General features: G+C 63.2%; 13 protein-coding genes. 7 read left to right on the top strand and 6 right to left on the bottom strand.

The genetic code is table 11. The features are described from left to right. Nucleotides 1-16 precede the first annotated feature (16 nt). From ACT3TS_RS01895 to ACT3TS_RS01880, 4 genes are all read right to left on the bottom strand, one after another. Nucleotides 17-772, bottom strand: a complete 756-nt coding sequence (locus tag ACT3TS_RS01895; protein WP_444529785.1) for an iron ABC transporter ATP-binding protein — start codon at nucleotides 770-772, stop codon at nucleotides 17-19. Beyond that, nucleotides 769-1,839 (bottom strand): iron chelate uptake ABC transporter family permease subunit, encoded by a 1,071-nt coding sequence (locus ACT3TS_RS01890; protein WP_444529784.1) that lies wholly within the window; start codon nucleotides 1,837-1,839, stop codon nucleotides 769-771. The genes ACT3TS_RS01895 and ACT3TS_RS01890 overlap by 4 nt, the downstream gene beginning before the upstream one ends. After that, complete coding sequence (locus ACT3TS_RS01885; protein WP_444529783.1) at nucleotides 1,832-2,806, bottom strand: ABC transporter permease; 975 nt, start codon at nucleotides 2,804-2,806, stop codon at nucleotides 1,832-1,834. Before ACT3TS_RS01885 ends, ACT3TS_RS01890 begins: the two co-directional genes overlap by 8 nt. 95 nt (nucleotides 2,807-2,901) lie before the next feature. Continuing rightward, complete coding sequence (locus ACT3TS_RS01880; protein WP_444529782.1) at nucleotides 2,902-3,885, bottom strand: siderophore ABC transporter substrate-binding protein; 984 nt, start codon at nucleotides 3,883-3,885, stop codon at nucleotides 2,902-2,904. Nucleotides 3,886-4,155: 270 nt separating this feature from the next. On the opposite strand from ACT3TS_RS01880, the gene ACT3TS_RS01875 reads away from it, so the two are divergent. Next, a complete protein-coding gene (locus tag ACT3TS_RS01875) occupies nucleotides 4,156-5,391 on the top strand; it encodes a THUMP-like domain-containing protein (RefSeq protein WP_444529781.1) in 1,236 nt (411 codons plus the stop codon). A gap of 146 nt (nucleotides 5,392-5,537) precedes the next feature. Here ACT3TS_RS01875 and ACT3TS_RS01870 read toward each other — a convergent pair whose 3' ends face one another. Next, the gene (locus tag ACT3TS_RS01870; protein WP_444529780.1) at nucleotides 5,538-6,398 is read right to left on the bottom strand and encodes a shikimate 5-dehydrogenase; all 861 of its coding nucleotides are present in this window, start codon (nucleotides 6,396-6,398) and stop codon (nucleotides 5,538-5,540) included. A gap of 98 nt (nucleotides 6,399-6,496) precedes the next feature. Between ACT3TS_RS01870 and ACT3TS_RS01865 the strand changes: the two genes are divergently transcribed. Next, nucleotides 6,497-7,639, top strand: coding sequence for a glutamate--cysteine ligase (locus ACT3TS_RS01865; RefSeq protein WP_444529779.1), 1,143 nt, complete (start codon nucleotides 6,497-6,499; stop codon nucleotides 7,637-7,639). A 36-nt stretch (nucleotides 7,640-7,675) separates the two neighbouring features. On the opposite strand, the gene ACT3TS_RS01860 is transcribed toward ACT3TS_RS01865, so the two are convergent. Then, a complete protein-coding gene (locus ACT3TS_RS01860) occupies nucleotides 7,676-8,284 on the bottom strand; it encodes a TetR/AcrR family transcriptional regulator (RefSeq protein ID WP_363880904.1) in 609 nt (202 codons plus the stop codon). A gap of 202 nt (nucleotides 8,285-8,486) precedes the next feature. On the opposite strand from ACT3TS_RS01860, the gene ACT3TS_RS01855 reads away from it, so the two are divergent. The 5 genes from ACT3TS_RS01855 to ACT3TS_RS01835 all read left to right on the top strand — a co-directional run bounded on the left by ACT3TS_RS01855 (nucleotide 8,487) and on the right by ACT3TS_RS01835 (nucleotide 15,909). Continuing rightward, complete coding sequence (locus ACT3TS_RS01855; RefSeq protein WP_363843464.1) at nucleotides 8,487-9,824, top strand: ABC transporter substrate-binding protein; 1,338 nt, start codon at nucleotides 8,487-8,489, stop codon at nucleotides 9,822-9,824. After that, nucleotides 9,821-10,813: a carbohydrate ABC transporter permease gene (locus tag ACT3TS_RS01850; RefSeq protein WP_444529778.1), complete on the top strand. Its 993-nt coding sequence runs from the start codon at nucleotides 9,821-9,823 to the stop codon at nucleotides 10,811-10,813. Before ACT3TS_RS01855 ends, ACT3TS_RS01850 begins: the two co-directional genes overlap by 4 nt. After that, complete coding sequence (locus tag ACT3TS_RS01845) at nucleotides 10,810-11,718, top strand: carbohydrate ABC transporter permease (protein WP_363843461.1); 909 nt, start codon at nucleotides 10,810-10,812, stop codon at nucleotides 11,716-11,718. Before ACT3TS_RS01850 ends, ACT3TS_RS01845 begins: the two co-directional genes overlap by 4 nt. After that, nucleotides 11,715-14,810 carry a glycoside hydrolase family 2 TIM barrel-domain containing protein gene (locus ACT3TS_RS01840; protein WP_444529822.1) on the top strand — a complete coding sequence of 1,032 codons (3,096 nt, stop codon included), beginning with the start codon at nucleotides 11,715-11,717 and terminating at the stop codon, nucleotides 14,808-14,810. The genes ACT3TS_RS01845 and ACT3TS_RS01840 overlap by 4 nt, the downstream gene beginning before the upstream one ends. Nucleotides 14,811-15,030: 220 nt before the next feature. Next, nucleotides 15,031-15,909: a phosphatase PAP2 family protein gene (locus tag ACT3TS_RS01835; protein ID WP_444529777.1), complete on the top strand. Its 879-nt coding sequence runs from the start codon at nucleotides 15,031-15,033 to the stop codon at nucleotides 15,907-15,909. Nucleotides 15,910-15,911 lie beyond the last annotated feature (2 nt).

The raw sequence follows: 15,911 nt of genomic DNA, 5'->3' as shown, positions 1-15,911 counted from the left end.
GGCGGAAAGAGGCCTGCTAGTAGTAGACGGCCAGTGGGCCGCGCGGCCCGTCAATGACCTGCACGGGGGTGTCGAAGACCCTGCTCAGCACCTCATCGGTCATGATTTGCGCCGGCGTGCCGAACTCAATGACCTTGCCGTCCTTGACGGCACAAATGTGGTCGGCGTAATGGCCGGCAAAATTGATGTCGTGGAGCACGATCACCACGGTGCGGCCCAATTCCACGGCCGCCCGCTGCAGAAGCTGCATCATCTGCGCCGAATGCTTCATGTCCAGGTTGTTCAACGGCTCATCCAGCAGGACATAGTCGGTGTCCTGGGCCAGCACCATCGCCACGTACGCGCGCTGGCGCTGCCCGCCGGAAAGCTGGTCGAGGTATCTGCCTTCGAGCTCCTCGAGGTTCAGGAAGTCGATGGACCGGGAGATGATCTCCTCGTCGGCGGTCGTCAGCCTGCCCTTGGAGTGCGGAAAGCGGCCGAATCCGACGAGCTGGCGCACGGTGAGCCGGGCGACGAAATGGTTTTCCTGGCGCAGGATCGACACAATCTTGGCCAGGTCCTTCGAGGAACTGCTTGCCACGTCATACCCGGCGATCTCGATGGCACCAGAGTCAAGCCCCAACAGGCGCCCAATCATGGTCAGCAGCGTTGACTTCCCCGCCCCGTTGGGACCCACCATGGCGGTGATGCCGCCGACGGGAATCTGCAGGTCGACCGGGCCGATCGCAACGTCGCTGCTGTAATTCTTGTGGACTTGGGTGAGCGTGATCACAAGCGGCCCTTTCGGAGGATGAAGATGAGGAAAACAGTGCCGCCAACGGCCTCGATGATGATCGAGACCACGCCCTGGGCGTAGAAGACGTTCTTCATGATGAAGTACGCCCCGGACAGGACAACGAACCCGGTGAGCACGGCCACCGGGAACACGTAGCGGTGGTCGTGGGTGTCGGCCAGCTGATAGGCGAGGGTGGCGACTAAAAAGCCCAGGAAGGTCATGGGTCCCACCAGTGCGGTGGAAACCGCCATGAGGATTGAGACCAGGAAGAGCACCCGCATGGTCTCAAAGCGGTGGTTCAGCCCCAGGTTGATGCTGGTGTCCCGGCCAAGTGCGATCACGTTCAAGCGCTTGGCATTGAGCAGCAGCAACACCCCTGCACCGAGGGCGAGCGGTACAGCGACGGGCAGGTAGCTTGTGTCGGCGTTGGAGATCGAGCCGAAGAGGCGGGCCGTCAACACATCAAATTCGCTCGGCGTCAGCAGCCGCTGCATGAACGTTGACACTGCTCCCAGCCCGCCGCCGAGGACGATGCCAACGAGCAGCATGATCTGCAGATTGCCGTTCTTGCCGGACAGCAGCCAGCCGTAAAGCGCCATGGACAGGCCCACCATGAGGACGAGCTGCAGCACGAACTGCGTGACCCCCTGGATTGCCGTCACACCTGCCACCCCAAGGATGAACACGGCGGATGTTTGCACTGCAACGTAGAGCGATTCAAAACCCATGATGGAGGGGGTGATGATGCGGTTGTTGGTTGCCGTCTGGAAGCTGACTGTGGCGACTGCCTGGCAGAACGCCACGAGCAGCATGATGAGGATGTTGGTCGAGCGCATTTTGGAGATGAGCCAAAAACCTTTTGAGCCCGCGGGCATGGGGTTGTCCCAGACAATCAGGCCGATGCCGAAGCCCAGGGCGAGCACGATGAGGATGCCCAGCACAATCCAATAGCGCCTGCGCACGCGGCCGGCAGCCAGGGATCCCGACTGGCGTGAGGGGTTGTGCCGGGAGGCGGCCGTGGCGGCTGTCCGGGGTGCGGCTTTTGCGATTGTGGAGTCAAGCATTCCGACGCTGCCTCAGTAGAAGTCCGACAAAGACGACAGCGCCGACGACGCCCAGGATCAAGGACACGGGAATTTCGAAGGGCATGATGATGGTTCGTCCCACCAGGTCGCAGACAGTCACAATGGCAATGCCCAGCAGGCACACCCACGGCAGGTTGCTGCGCAGGTCGTCGCCGCGGAACATCGAAACAACATTCGGCACGATCAACCCCAGGAACGGCAGGTTCCCAACCACCACTGTGACAACGCCGGTGGCTATGGCAATGAGTCCGGTGCCGAGCAGCATGATCTGGTTGTAGTTCAAGCCAACATTGGTGGCAATTTCCTCACCCAGTCCGGCCACCGTAAAGCGGTCTGCGACAAGGAAGACCACAATGCCAACGATTGCCACAATCCACAGCAGCTCATACTGTCCGCGCAGGACCGAGGTGAAACTGCCGGCGAACCAGATGCCCAGGCTTTGGAGCATGTCTGTCTGCAGGGCAATAAACGTGGAAAACGCCCCGACCACGGAGCCCAGCATGATGCCCACGATCGGCACCGTCAGCGAGGCCTTGAGGGAAACCCGGCGCAGGAACAGGAAGAAGATGAAGGTGCCGATGAAGGCCGCTGTGACGGCACCGCCCATCTTCGCCATGAGGCTTGCACCGGGGAACAGGATCATGACCGCAAGGAGGCCGAGCCCGGCCCATTCGGTGGTGCCGGTGGTGGTCGGCTCGACAAAACGGTTCTGCGTGAGCAGCTGCATGACGAGGCCGCACATCGACATTGCTGCACCGGCGAGAACCAGGGCGATGGTGCGTGGAATGCGCGTGATGGCGAACATTTCCACGCCGTCGTCGCCGCCGAAAATGTCATAAACACCCGTGAACAGGGACAGGACCAGCAGCAAAGCCACTACTGCTGTCCCAATGAGCAGCTTCGGCTCAAAAAGCCTGCCCTTGGCTGGTGCGCGCGTGGTGGTCACCGTGCGGTGGTCCCTTCAATCTCTTAAGTGGAAATGCCAGTGGCAGACCCGGCCCGTACGGCCGCGTCTGCCACTGTGCTGTTACAACTGAATGGCTACTTACCTTCGAAAGCGTCAGCGATGCTGTTGAAGAACTTGGTGTATGTCTGAATGCTCTCGTTGGTGTAGGTGTCCGCCGGCATGTACACGATGTTGCCGTCCTTGACAGCCGGAACATTCTGCAGCGCCTCGGAGGAGGCGATCAGCTTGTTCGCTTCCTTGTATTCAGCGTCGGTGGATGAAACCGCAGCGTCGCGGTCCATGACCAGGATCCAGTCCGGGTTGGAGGCGGCGATGGCTTCGACGGAGATGTCATCACCCTTGTGGTCTGTGCTGGCATCCTCGACTTCCAGTGCCGGAGTCAGGCCCAGCATGTCGTAGATCGGGCCCAATGTGCGTCCGGTGCTGGGCGCGGAATAGTTGATGTTGCCGCCGGAGGTGATGACGGCCATGACCTTGTCTTTGGGGTCATAAGCCTTCTTGGCGCGGGCCACGGCTGCATCAAAGTCATCTGTGAGTTTCTTCGCTTCGGCCTGCTTCCCAAACACCTCACCCAGAACGCTGACCTGGCGCTTGAGTTCACTGTCAAACGGTTCACCGTCCCGGGGATCCAGCTCAAGCACAGCCGCATCGGGGGCCAGCTCGACGAGGTCGTCGTGGTACTGGGTGAAGCGCTGTCCGTTGACGATCACGTCAGGAGCCGCGGCGACAACAGCTTCGAGGTTCGGTTCGTTGTGGCTGCCCAGATCGACGATGGACTCGTCGGTCTTGTAGGGGTTGGTCGTCGGCATGAGTGCAACTGCGCCTGCCGTGAGCTCCACACCCCAGTCCGACAAGGTCTGGAAGGTCCTGTTGTCGGTCGCGACCACCGATTTCAGCGGGGTCGAGAGAGTATGCGATCCATTGTTATCTTCAACCGTGACGGTGGCCGCCGGCTCGCCGCTGGAGTCGGTGGCAGCGGGAGCTTGTGCACCACAGGCCGTCAGGCTGATGGCGGCAGCGCCAATGAGTGCAACAAAGCGAAGCTTCAGGGAGGGCATGTTTTCCTTCGTGTTTGTGCGGCCGTGGACCGGCCGTGCAACTGAACAGGTTCTAAAACTTAGCTTAGCCTAACCTAAGTTCCAAACGCTCTCCAGTCACTGTTGCCTCGCTCACACTGAGCCGCAAGCGCCATTTGGCGCAGGCACCGCCTTCGAAGTTAGTACACACTAAGTCAATTACGCAACTTTCTAATAACGTAATTTATGGTCACGTAATTGACTTGTCCGCCCACGCCGGGAAGGCAGGGATCCGGAGGATAGGGTTAACACATGGCCCACGATGCGATTTCCCCCCTGCTCACAGTTGAAGGCTGGGAACTTTTGTCATCCCTTGGCCCCTACCGCGAAGCAGATTCCCTGAAATTGAACGAATCGCTGCGCAAGGCGGGCCACTCCCCGGAATTGGTTGCCGCAGCGTTGACCCAGGCCAGGCTGCGTGCCAAGGCGGAGGCCAAGTTTGGCGAGTTCGCCCATCAAATGCTGTTCACCCAGGCAGGGCTGGAACAAGCCACCCGGCTGAGCATTGCCGCCCTGCATGCCCAAAGATTTACGACGGCGGGAATCACGTCCGTGGCGGACCTTGGCTGCGGGCTGGGCGCCGATTCCCTGGCGATGGCCAGCCTTGACATCAACGTCACCGCGGTGGAGCTCGATGAAGTCACCGCCGCGTGCACCACGGTGAACCTCATGCCCTTCCCGCACGCCACGGTGGTGTGCGCGAAAGCGGAGGACGTGGACCTCGACGGCATTGGCGGCGTGTGGCTTGATCCGGCCAGGCGCACCACAAGCACCTCCGGAACTACCAGGCTTTTTGACCCCGAAGCCTTCTCCCCGCCGCTGTCATTTGTGGAGCAGCTGGCAGACAAGGGACTGGCCGTGGGGGTAAAAATGGGTCCAGGCATCCCCCACGACGCCGTCCCCGATACGGCGGAGGCCCAATGGATCTCCGTCAATGGCGATGTGGTTGAGGCGGGTCTGTATTTCAACCAGTTGGCCCGCCCGGGTGTGCGCAGGTCCGCCCTGGTGATTGGCAGGCACGGCAGCGCGGAGCTGACAAGCGCCGAAAAATACCAGCCGCTGAAACAAAACGCGGAACTTGGGCCCGTCAGCGGCTACCTCTATGAACCGGACGGTGCCGTCATCCGGGCCGGGCTTGTGGCCGACCTGGCCAGGAGCATGGGTGCGCATCTCCTCGACGAGCACATCGCATACCTGTGCTCCGAGGCGCCCATCGACACCCCGTTTGCCCGCCGCTACAAGGTCCTTGAGGTCAAGCCATTCAACGTCAAGGCCCTGAAAAGCTGGGTGAAGGCCAACCGGATCGGTGTGCTGGAGATCAAGAAGCGCGGCGTCTCCGTCACGCCCGAGGAACTGCGCCGCCAACTGCTCACTGGTTCGGGCAAGGGCCCCAACAAGGCCACGCTGGTGCTGACGAGAATTGGCGACGACCGGGTCGCCGTCGTGGTTGAACCCCATGGCCCGGTGGACGCCCCGCGCGCCCTCTGACTGGGATTTGAGGGAGCGGCCCGGGGCGTGGCTGGGCCCACACGCCCGAGGGACCCGCCACGAGCTTGCGAGCGGTGGGAGCGTGGCTGGGCCCACACGCCCGAGGGACCCGCCACGAGCTTGCGAGCGGCGGGAGGGCGTGGGGACTATTGCCGGGAGAACTCTGAGGCTTCGCGCACCAGTTCGGGGCTGGGCCGCACTCCCGTGTACAGCACGAACTGCTCCTCGGCCTGGATGGCAATGACCTCGGCACCCGAGATGACCTGCTTCCCGGCTGCACGGGCAGCCTTGACCAGCGGGGTTTCAGCGGGAAGCGCGACGACGTCGAACACCACGTGGGCTTCCGCCACCAGGTCGTCGGTGAAGGACTGCACCGATGCGTCGGCACCCGCCATGCCCAACGGCGTGACGTTGATGAGCATCCCGGCGCCGCCGGTGTTGGCGGAGTTGTCGCTGTTGGCAGGGTTGCCGTCGGCGGAAGCGCCGCCCACCTCGGGCAGCCAGGCGAAGCCGTACAGCGCGGCAAGGGCCCGGCCCCGCTCTTCGTTGCGGGCCACAATCGTGACTTGGGCGAATTCGGCGTCGTGCAATGCTGCGGCAACCGCCTTGGCCATGCCGCCGGAGCCCCGCAGGAAAACAGTGGTGGCCGGGTCAATGGTGTTTGCGGCCAACAGTCGGGCGATGGCCAGGTAGTCGGTGTTGTAGGCGGTGAGCACGCCGTCGTTGTTGACGATGGTGTTGACGGAATCGATGGCCGTGGCGGAGGCATCCATGGCGTCGACCATGCCGATGACCTCTTCCTTGTACGGCATGGACACCGCGGCGCCGCGAATGCCCAGGCCGCGGATGCCGGCAACAGCCTGCGCCAGGTCAACGGGCGCGAAGGCCTTGTAAATGAAGTTCAGGCCCAACGCGTCGTAGAGGTAGTTGTGAAAGCGGGTGCCGATGTTGCTTGGCCGCGCTGCGAGGGAAATGCACAAGGTCATGTCTTTGTTCAGGATCGGCATGCATCCATTGTGCCTGAGATCCTGAACTACAATCAGAATGCAGCCGGCACCTTGCCGCAGTACTGCCATCATTCCAGCACTGCCAAGGAGGCGCCCCAGTGAAGATCGATTTCGCGAAATCCGAGCAATCCACACTGGGTTTGGAGTGGGAAATTGCGCTCGTTGACAGGGATTCGGGCGAATTGGATGCCCGGGCGGATGCTGTCTTCGAGAACATCACCGCAGCGCACCCGGAAGTCATGAACGACGGCGAGCATCCCCACATCAAGGGCGAGATGCTGCAAAACACCGTGGAGTTGGTCACAGGCGTCTGCCGCACCGTGTCCGAGGGGACCGAGGATTTGCGCCGCAACCTGAACGTGCTCCGGGATGCTTCGGCGCCGCTGGGCCTTGATCTGCTCAGCGCCGGTTCGCACCCCTTCAGCAACCCGCGCACGCAGGCGGTCACCGACAAGGAACGCTATTCCAAGCTTGTCGACAGGACCCAGTGGTGGGGCAGCCAGATGCTCATTTACGGCGTCCATGTCCATGTCGGCCTGGACCATGTTTCCAAGGCCATGCCGGTCCTTGACGGGCTGGTCAACCACTTCCCGCATTTCCAGGCGCTCTCCGCCTCCTCACCGTATTGGAACGGCGAGGACACCGGCTACGCTTCGCAGCGCGCACTCATGTTCCAGCAGCTGCCCACGGCGGGCCTGCCGTTCCAGTTCCCCGATTGGGCTGCCTACGAGTCCTATGTGCAGGACATGTTCACCACCGGTGTGATCGACGCACCCAATGAGATCCGGTGGGACATCCGGCCCGTGGCTGGCCTGGGCACCATTGAAATGCGTATCTGCGACGGCATGTCCACGCTGGCGGAAATCGGCGCCGTTGCTGCCCTGACTCAGTGTTTGGTCCAAGACTTTTCTGACACCCTTGACGACGGCGGCACCATCCCCACCATGCCCCCGTGGCACATCCAGGAAAACAAGTGGCGCGCGGCCAGATACGGCATGGACGCCATCATCATCCTCGATGCCGCAGGCAAGGAACAACTCGTCACCGAGCACTTGGTGGAACTGTTGAACAAGCTGGAACCCGTAGCCGCCAAGCTAGGCTGTGCCGACGAACTCGCAAGTGTGGAGAACATCATTGCCACGGGCGCTAGCTACCAGCGCCAGCGCCGAGTCGCTGCCGCCCACCAGGGTGAGCTGCGCGCCGTCGTGCGTGAACTCGTGGCAGAGATGGCCAGCAACTAGGCCCTTTACCCTCCCAAAGTACAGCCGGTCGGGTCCCTATTCGGGCAGGATCACCAATTCCAAGTAGTCACGCAGACAACCGGCCATGTCGATGCGCTCCGGGGCCATCATCCACTGGGTTTGAATGCCGTCCCACAGTGCGATCAAGCTTGCCGCGGCACGCTCGGGGTCGACGCCAGGGCGCAGCCGGCCTTCATTGGCGAGCGCTGAGAACGCCCTCAGGTAGCTGCTGCGCAACCTTTCAAAACGTTCGGTGAAGAAATCCAGCCCGGGGTGATTGTCAGTGATCGATTCCGCGCACAAAACCGCGTAGAGCTCAATGACTCCGGGCACCGTTTCATTGAATCGTGCCTGGCGGACCACGGCATCCACCAATGATTCCTCCGGGTCCCGGGGCTGCCCGCCTCCCGTCACGCTGTCACGCCAATTCAGCACAGCCAACAGCAGATCACTCTTGGACGGGAAATAGTGCAGCAGGCTTGTCTGACTCATTCCCACCTTGTCGGCCACGTCCTGCAGCGATCCGCCCCGGTAGCCTCGTGCCGCAAAAACCTCGTGGGCGGCGGTCACAATGCTCTCCCGACGCTGCTTGGATTTGGCATAAGGACCGCGTTTGGCGGACGGGGCGGTTGGCGTGGTGGTCATGGAATGTCAGCTTAGTCCACATTCCCCAGTAACATAATTGAAATTCGAGTAGTCACTCGATAAATTTATTGAAATTCGAGTCAACACTCGAGATTTGTGGTAAATTTTCTCCCGTCCCCAAAAAAAGGCGCTCCGGACCCGACGGCATTAGATTCACCCAGAGGGCTTACCAGGCCCACACAACGAAGTGAGAGAGCAGGCTATGCCCCCCATAACACGAAGGCAGCTGCTGCAAGGCGGCCTTGGCACAGCCGCGCTTGGGCTGTTGTCCGGTTGCGCCACGCCGGGAACCCGGTCCGTGAACGCAGCCCCCACCATTGCCTCGGCCTCCGGCCAAAAGATCACCCTTGAATACTGGTCCTGGCTCAAGAACCTGCAGCCGGTGGCGGACATCTGGAATGCCGCCAACCCCAATGTGCAGGTCAAGACGGTATGGATCCCCGGCGGCAACCAGGGCGGCTACCCGAAGCTGTACTCTGCGCTGGCAGCCGGGGGCGGGCCCGACCTGGCCCATGTGGAGTACGGAGTCATCCCTTCCTTCATGATGGTGAACGGCCTGGTGGACCTCAACCGCTACGGTTCAGATGAGTTCGCCAACCGCTATGACAAGACCTTGTGGAACCAGACCAGCTACGCAGGCGGCGTCTACGGCATCCCCCAGGATTCGGGGCCCATGGCGACGTTCTACCAACCCGCTGTCCTGGACAAGGTAGGTGCCACGGCCCCAGCCACTTGGGATGAGTGGGCCGGGGTGGCCGCGGAGCTCCGCAAAGCCAAGACCTACATGGACTGCTTCCCGCTCGCAGAAGCCGGCTTCTTCACAGCCCTGGCCACACAGGCGGGTGCCCAGTGGTTCCGGGCCGACGAGGACGGCTGGGTCATCAACATGACCGACGACGCAACCCTGAAGGTCGCCCGGTTCTTCGACAAGGCCATCGACCAGGACCTTGTCCAGACCGACTTTGGCGCGTATTCGCCGGGCTGGTTTGCGGCCGCAGGCAAGGGAGAGATCGCCTCATTGACCTCGGCCAGCTGGGGTGACGCCCTCGTCCAGGGCATCAGCGGCGGTGCCGGCCAGTGGAAGGTGGCTGCCATGCCCCGTTGGGATTCGGCCGGCTTTGGTTCCAGCTACCTGGGCGGCTCCGCCGTGTCCGTCCTGGCCAACAGCAAGCACCCGCGCGAATCCCTGGAATTCGCGGCTTGGCTGACCTCCACCCAGCAAGGCATCGACGCCGAAATCGAGCACTGCGGCATCGGCTGGTCCCCCGTCCCGGACGTTATTGGCACCACGCGCCAACAGCCTTCGGACTTCTTCAGCGGCCAAAACTACAACCAGGACGTCTTCGCCCCGGCGGCGCTGGAGCAAAATACCCAGTGGTCCTGGTGGCCCTCACAACAGCAGTCATTCAACATCCTCAGCGACGGATTCCGGCTCAAATCATCAGGAACCAGCCTCGTGGATTCAGTGGCTGACGCGGAACAGAAAATCATGACCGTCTTCAAGAACAGCGGCCTGAGCATCAGGAAGGAATCGGCATGACCACCACTCCCCCAAGGACCGAGCCGGCCGGCGCAACAGCCGGCGGCCGGGCACCGAGCCGTCCCGGACGTGCCCCCTCCCCCAGCCGGCGGAACAGCGGAGGGCGGGCATCCGCCGTCGGACGCGCCCCCTGGCTGCTGCTGGCGCCGTTCCTTGCCCTCTTTGTCCTGACATTCATCCTGCCCATCCTTGCTGCCGTGCTCTCCAGCTTCACCAAGGTCACGCGTGGCGGCCTGTTTGGCGAGGCCGGCATTACGAGCACCTTTGCCGGATTGTCCAACTACGCCCAGGCACTGGCCGATGGAAACTTCATCGCTTCCATGGGCCGGATGCTCCTTTTTGGGGTGGTCCAGGTCCCGGTCATGATCATCATGGCGACCATTTTGGCGCTGCTGCTGGAATCTGCCTCGGCACGGTGGCCCGGCTTCTTCCGGGCAGCCTTTTTCCTGCCCTACGGTGTGCCCGGGGTGATCGCCACGATCCTCTGGTCCTTCATGTATGTGCCCGGTTTGAGTCCCTTGATCGATATTGCCGGCTGGTTCGGCCTGTCCCCCGATTTCCTGGGGCCGAACACCGTGTTGTGGTCGATCGCCAACATTGTCACGTGGAGCTACACCGGCTACAACATGCTCATCATCATCGCGCAGCTCAAGGCCATACCCACCGAGGTGTATGAGGCTGCCAAAATGGACGGCGCATCCCCGGTCCGGGTGGCGCTGTCCATCCAGCTGCCCCTGATCAAGCCGGCCCTGGTGCTGACCACCATCTTCTCCATCATCGGCACCCTGCAATTGTTCGCCGAGCCGCAGGTCCTCAAAACAGTGTCCCCGGCGATTGACAGCCAGTACACGCCAAACCTGAGCGCCTACACCACAGCCTTTGCGTACAACGACTACAACGTGGCCGCCGCCCAGGCCGTGCTCATCGCCTTGGTTGCTTTTGCGCTCTCCTTCGCTTTCCTGGCGTTCACGAATAGGAAGTCATCATGACAGCACAGCTGACCAACACGCCCCTGAAGCCCGTGGCACGGACAAAAGCACGGACGAAGGCACCGGGCCGCAACAAGGGCACCACCATCCTTGTCACCGGCATTCTCGTGGTGGCTGCCCTGTACTTTCTGGCACCCGTTTACTGGGTAGTGGTCGCATCAACCAAATCCACCGCGGATTTGTTCGCCACCAACGGCTTTGCCTTCGCCGCCGAATTCAACCTGTGGAACAACCTGTCCCAGGTGCTCAGCTACGACGGCGGCATCTTCGTCCGCTGGTTCGGCAACTCGGTGCTCTATGCCGGCATCGGCGCCGTGCTGGCCACCTACATTGCCGCGGCCGGCGGTTACGCCCTGGCCAAATACCAGTTCAAAGGCAACAACCTGGTCTTCGGCATCATCTTGGGCGGCGTGCTAGTGCCCGGCACGGCCACGGCCTTGCCTCTGTTCCTGCTCTTCAGCCAGATGGGGTTGGCCAACACCTATTGGAGCGTCCTGCTGCCGTCGATGGTCTCCCCATTTGGGCTGTTCCTGTGCCGCATCTACGCTCAGGCCACTGTTGATCCCGCCCTGCTCGAAGCGGCCCGCCTCGATGGTGCCGGCGAGATCCGGATCTTCCACACTGTGGGGCTGCGCATGCTCACCCCGGCGCTGGTCACCGTGTTCCTGTTCCAGCTGGTGGGCGTCTGGAACAACTATTTCCTGCCGCTGGTCATGCTCTCCGACACCAAGCTGTACCCCATTACGCTGGGATTGAACAACTGGCTGACCCAGGTCAACCGCCTGCCCGAGTTCTACCAGCTCACCACCGGCGGCGTGCTCCTGTCCATCATTCCCCTCGCCATCGCAATGGTCGTGCTGCAGCGCTTCTGGCGCGGCGGCCTTACAGAAGGATCCGTAAAATAGTGACCCCCGCAGACGTTTCGTACATCACCGACCAGGGCCCCGGCTCCGGCCTGCGTGTGCCGGCCCGTTCCTGGCTGAATTCCGACGCCCCCTCGCTCTCACTGAACGGGGACTGGCGCTTTCGGCTCCTTCCGGCCGCCCCCGGAACCCCGGGCGCCGGATCCGTGCTGCCCGACGGGGAATCCGTGGAAGGTGTGGCTGCCGAATCCTTCGACGACTCCGCCTGGGACACCCTGCCCGTCCCGTCCCACTGGGTGCTGCATGGAGAGGGTAAATATGGCCGCCCGATCTACACCAACGTGCAATACCCCTTCCCCGTCGATCCGCCCTTCGTCCCCGACGCCAACCCCACCGGTGACTACCGCCGCAGCTTTGACGTTCCCGACGCCTGGTTTGAAGGTACGACGGCGGCACTCACCCTGCGCTTTGACGGCGTCGAATCGCGTTACAAGGTGTGGGTGAACGGGCAGGAAATCGGAGTGGGCTCGGGCAGCCGGCTCGCGCAGGAATTCGATGTCGCCGGGGTGCTGCGCCCCGGCGCCAACGTCCTTGTGGTCCGGGTGCACCAGTGGTCAGCCGCCAGCTATCTGGAGGACCAGGACCAGTGGTGGCTGCCGGGCATCTTCCGCGATGTGACGCTGCAGGCCCGCCCCGCCGGCGGCATCAACGACGTCTGGCTGCGCACCGGCTGGGCCGCCGCCGGCACCGGGACCGGAGCGGAAAAAGGCACAGGATCCGGCAGCATCGATCCGGAAATCACCGCCGACGCAGCGGCGTTCCCGGTGACCCTGGCCGTGCCGGAGTTGGGCATCAATGTCATCTGGAACTCCGCCGCCGAGGTGGCCCCGGTGACCGTGGACAACGTGGAGCCCTGGTCAGCCGAGCTCCCCCGACTCTACGAAGCAACGGTGTCCAGCGCATCGGAGAGCATCTCCCTGCGCCTGGGTTTCCGCACGGTGGAGATCGTGGGCGACCAGTTCCTGGTCAACGGCCGCCGCGTGGTGTTCCACGGCGTGAACCGCCATGAGACCCACCCCGATCGCGGCCGGGTCTTTGACGAAGCCGACGCCCGCGAGGACCTGGCCCTCATGAAGCGCTTCAACGTCAATGCCATCCGCACCAGCCACTACCCGCCGCACCCGCGCCTGCTGGACCTGGCCGACGAGATGGGCTTCTGGGTCATCCTGGAATGCGATCTGGAAACCCATGGATTCCACCGGCAGGGCTGGGTGGACAACCCCAGCGACGTCCCCGCCTGGCGCGACGCCTTCGTTGACCGGATGGAACGGACGGTCGAGCGGGACAAGAATCACCCCTCCATCGTCATGTGGTCCCTGGGCAACGAGTCCGGCACGGGCGCCAACCTGGCCGCCATGGCAGCTTGGACCCACGCCCGGGACGCCTCCCGCCCCGTCCATTACGAGGGTGACTACACCGGCGCCTACACGGACGTGTACTCCCGCATGTATTCCTCCATCCCGGAGACGGATTCGATCGGGCGCAACGATTCCCATGCGCTGCTTCTGGGCTGCGATGCGGCCGAATCGGCCCGCCAGCGCACGCGGCCGTTCATCCTGTGCGAGTATGTCCACGCCATGGGAAACGGTCCCGGCGCCATGGACCAGTACGAGGATTTGGTGGATAAATATCCGCGCCTGCATGGTGGTTTTGTGTGGGAGTGGCGCGACCACGGCATCCGCACGAGCACCGCGGACGGCACGGAGTTCTTTGCCTACGGCGGCGACTTTGATGAGGTGGTCCACGATTCCAACTTCGTCATGGACGGCATGGTCCTCTCCGATTCCACCCCCACGCCCGGCTTATACGAATACAAGCAGATCGTCTCCCCCATCCGGCTGTCACTGACCCTGGATGCCGACGGCAAGCCGACCCTTGCGGCAGCCAACCTGCGGCACACGGCTGACGCGTCCGACGTCGTGCTTCGCTGGCGGGTGGAGCACAATGGCAGCCATGCCGCCTCGGGCGAGCTGGCTCTCGACGGCGAAAGCGGGCCGCTGCAGGCCGGCGAATCCGCCACCTTCACGCTGCCGCCCATCGCTGCGGCGGCGGACGGCGAAACGTGGCTGTCGGTGGTGGCCGTGCTGCGCGACGCCACCGGGTGGGCTCTTGCCGGGCACGCGCTGGCCGAAACGCAGCTCGATCTCTCGGCACCGCAATCGGCACCGCGCGCACCCCGCCCGGCTGCACCCGTCAGTGGCGCCGCCCCCGTTGAGCTTGGCCCTGCCAGGTTCGACGCCGGAGTACTCGTTTCGCTGGCAGGCCTGGCCGTGTCCGGTCCCCGGCTCGAGCTGTGGCGGGCACCCACAGACAATGACAAGGGCGCGGGGTTCGGCAGTTACGGTCCGGAAGATCCGTGGCTCAACAGCGGCCGGGGCGTGCCGGCGCCGTCGTCCGAGTCCGTGTGGAAACAGGCCGGGCTGGACCGGCTGACCTGCCGGGTTGAGGACGTTGCCGCACTGCCGAACGGTCTGCGGGTGCGCACCCGCTATGCCGCCGCCGACAACGGGGACAACGTTGCGGTGGAGGAAACCTGGCAGTTGGCCGGCGAGGTGCTGTGGCTGCGCCTCGACATCACGCCCAGCGCCGGCTGGGATCTGGTGTTCCCCCGGATCGGCGTGCGCCTGGACCTGCCCACGGACGTTGACGGTGCCTCGTGGTTTGGTGCCGGCCCGCGGGAATCCTACCCGGACAGCATGCAGGCGTCCGTTGTGGGACGGCACAGCGGCTCCCTTGATGAACTCAATGTTCCTTACGCCCGGCCGCAGGAAACCGGGCACCGCAGCGAACTGCGCGAGCTGGAGCTCTCCCGCGGAGGGGCTCCGTGGCTTCGCATCGAGGCCGATCCGGATGCGTTGGGACGGCGCCCGGGCTTCTCACTGGCGCGGCACACGGCGCAGGAAGTTGCTGTCGCCGGCCACCCGCACGAGCTGCCGGCCGCAAGCCGCAGCTACCTGTATCTTGACGCCGCACAGCATGGCCTGGGGTCGCGTGCCTGCGGGCCGGATGTGTGGCCGGACTTTGCCCTGCGTCCGGAAGCGAGGACCCTGGTGCTGAGAATCGCCGCCCTCTAACCCAAACGCTCGCTCAGCTTTGGGGCTTTAAGCCGATACGCTCTCTCAGCTGTGGCTGATTTTTCGGCAACGCTCCCGCAGCACAATGTGGGAACGTTGCCGAAAACTGCCCCACAGGGGCGAGGGCGTCTCGTTGGGTGGGGCGGTTCTTGGAAAATTCTTAGATCGTGTGCGGGACAGTGGAAGCATGCCTTTCCGCTCCGCCTCTGAGAGTTCAGCCATGAATCCTGCCCGCACCACACCGCACGACGCCGGGCCGGCCCGCCGCACGCGCTTGGCGGTGCTGCCGCAGCCTGCATTTTGGGGGTTGTGGGTGGCAGTCTTGTCTGTCGCGGTGCTGGCCCTCGGATTCTACGCGGTTGGCACACCCGACTTCAGTGCTGGCGAGTTCACCGTTGATCAGGAATTGAGCCGCAACCATGCAGGCATTTTGACGGTTCTGGCCATGGTCCTGAACACAGTATTTTCACCGCTGGGCGGTCTTGTCCTGATTGCCGTGGTCTGCCTGTTCCTGCTCTTTGTGAGCCGCTCGCCCATCAACGCCTTCGCCTTTGGCGGAGTGGCGGCTGCCGGTTGGCTTTCAAGCCAGTTCTTCAAGGCCGTCGTTGAGCGCCAGCGCCCCAACCCTGTGCTGCTCGTTGACCCGCTTGCCCCGGAGACGGGCTCAAACAGCTTCCCCAGCGGCCATGTTGCGCTTGCGGTTGGTCTGGCCTGGGCCTTTTGGTTCCTGCTGAGAAACGGGCGGTGGGCGCGGCTTGCCGCACTGCTTGCCGTGGCTGTGCCCGTTGTGGTGGCCTGGTCAAGGCTTTATGTTGGTGTGCACTACCCCAGCGACGTCGTCGCGTCGTTCCTGGCTGCGAGCGCTGCCGTCTTCTTGTTCGCAGCTTTGTGGAACAGGTTTCAAGGGCATGTCCTGCCGCGCATACCGCTGCTTGGCCGGTGGGGGCCAGTCACCACGTCCCCAGCCACTGAGCACCCTGTCACTGAGCCACGTGCCACTGGGCACCGTGGCATTGCACACCCTGCCGTTGACCGTGGCACTGACGGGTCTAGTGTTAACTCAGGCCCGTCCACTGCTGCCGCCAACCCGAATTCCTGATC

Source organism: Specibacter sp. AOP5-B1-6, assembly GCF_052376555.1.
GTDB lineage: Bacteria > Actinomycetota > Actinomycetes > Actinomycetales > Micrococcaceae > Specibacter.
This window is presented reverse-complemented; position numbering and strand designations above follow the sequence as displayed.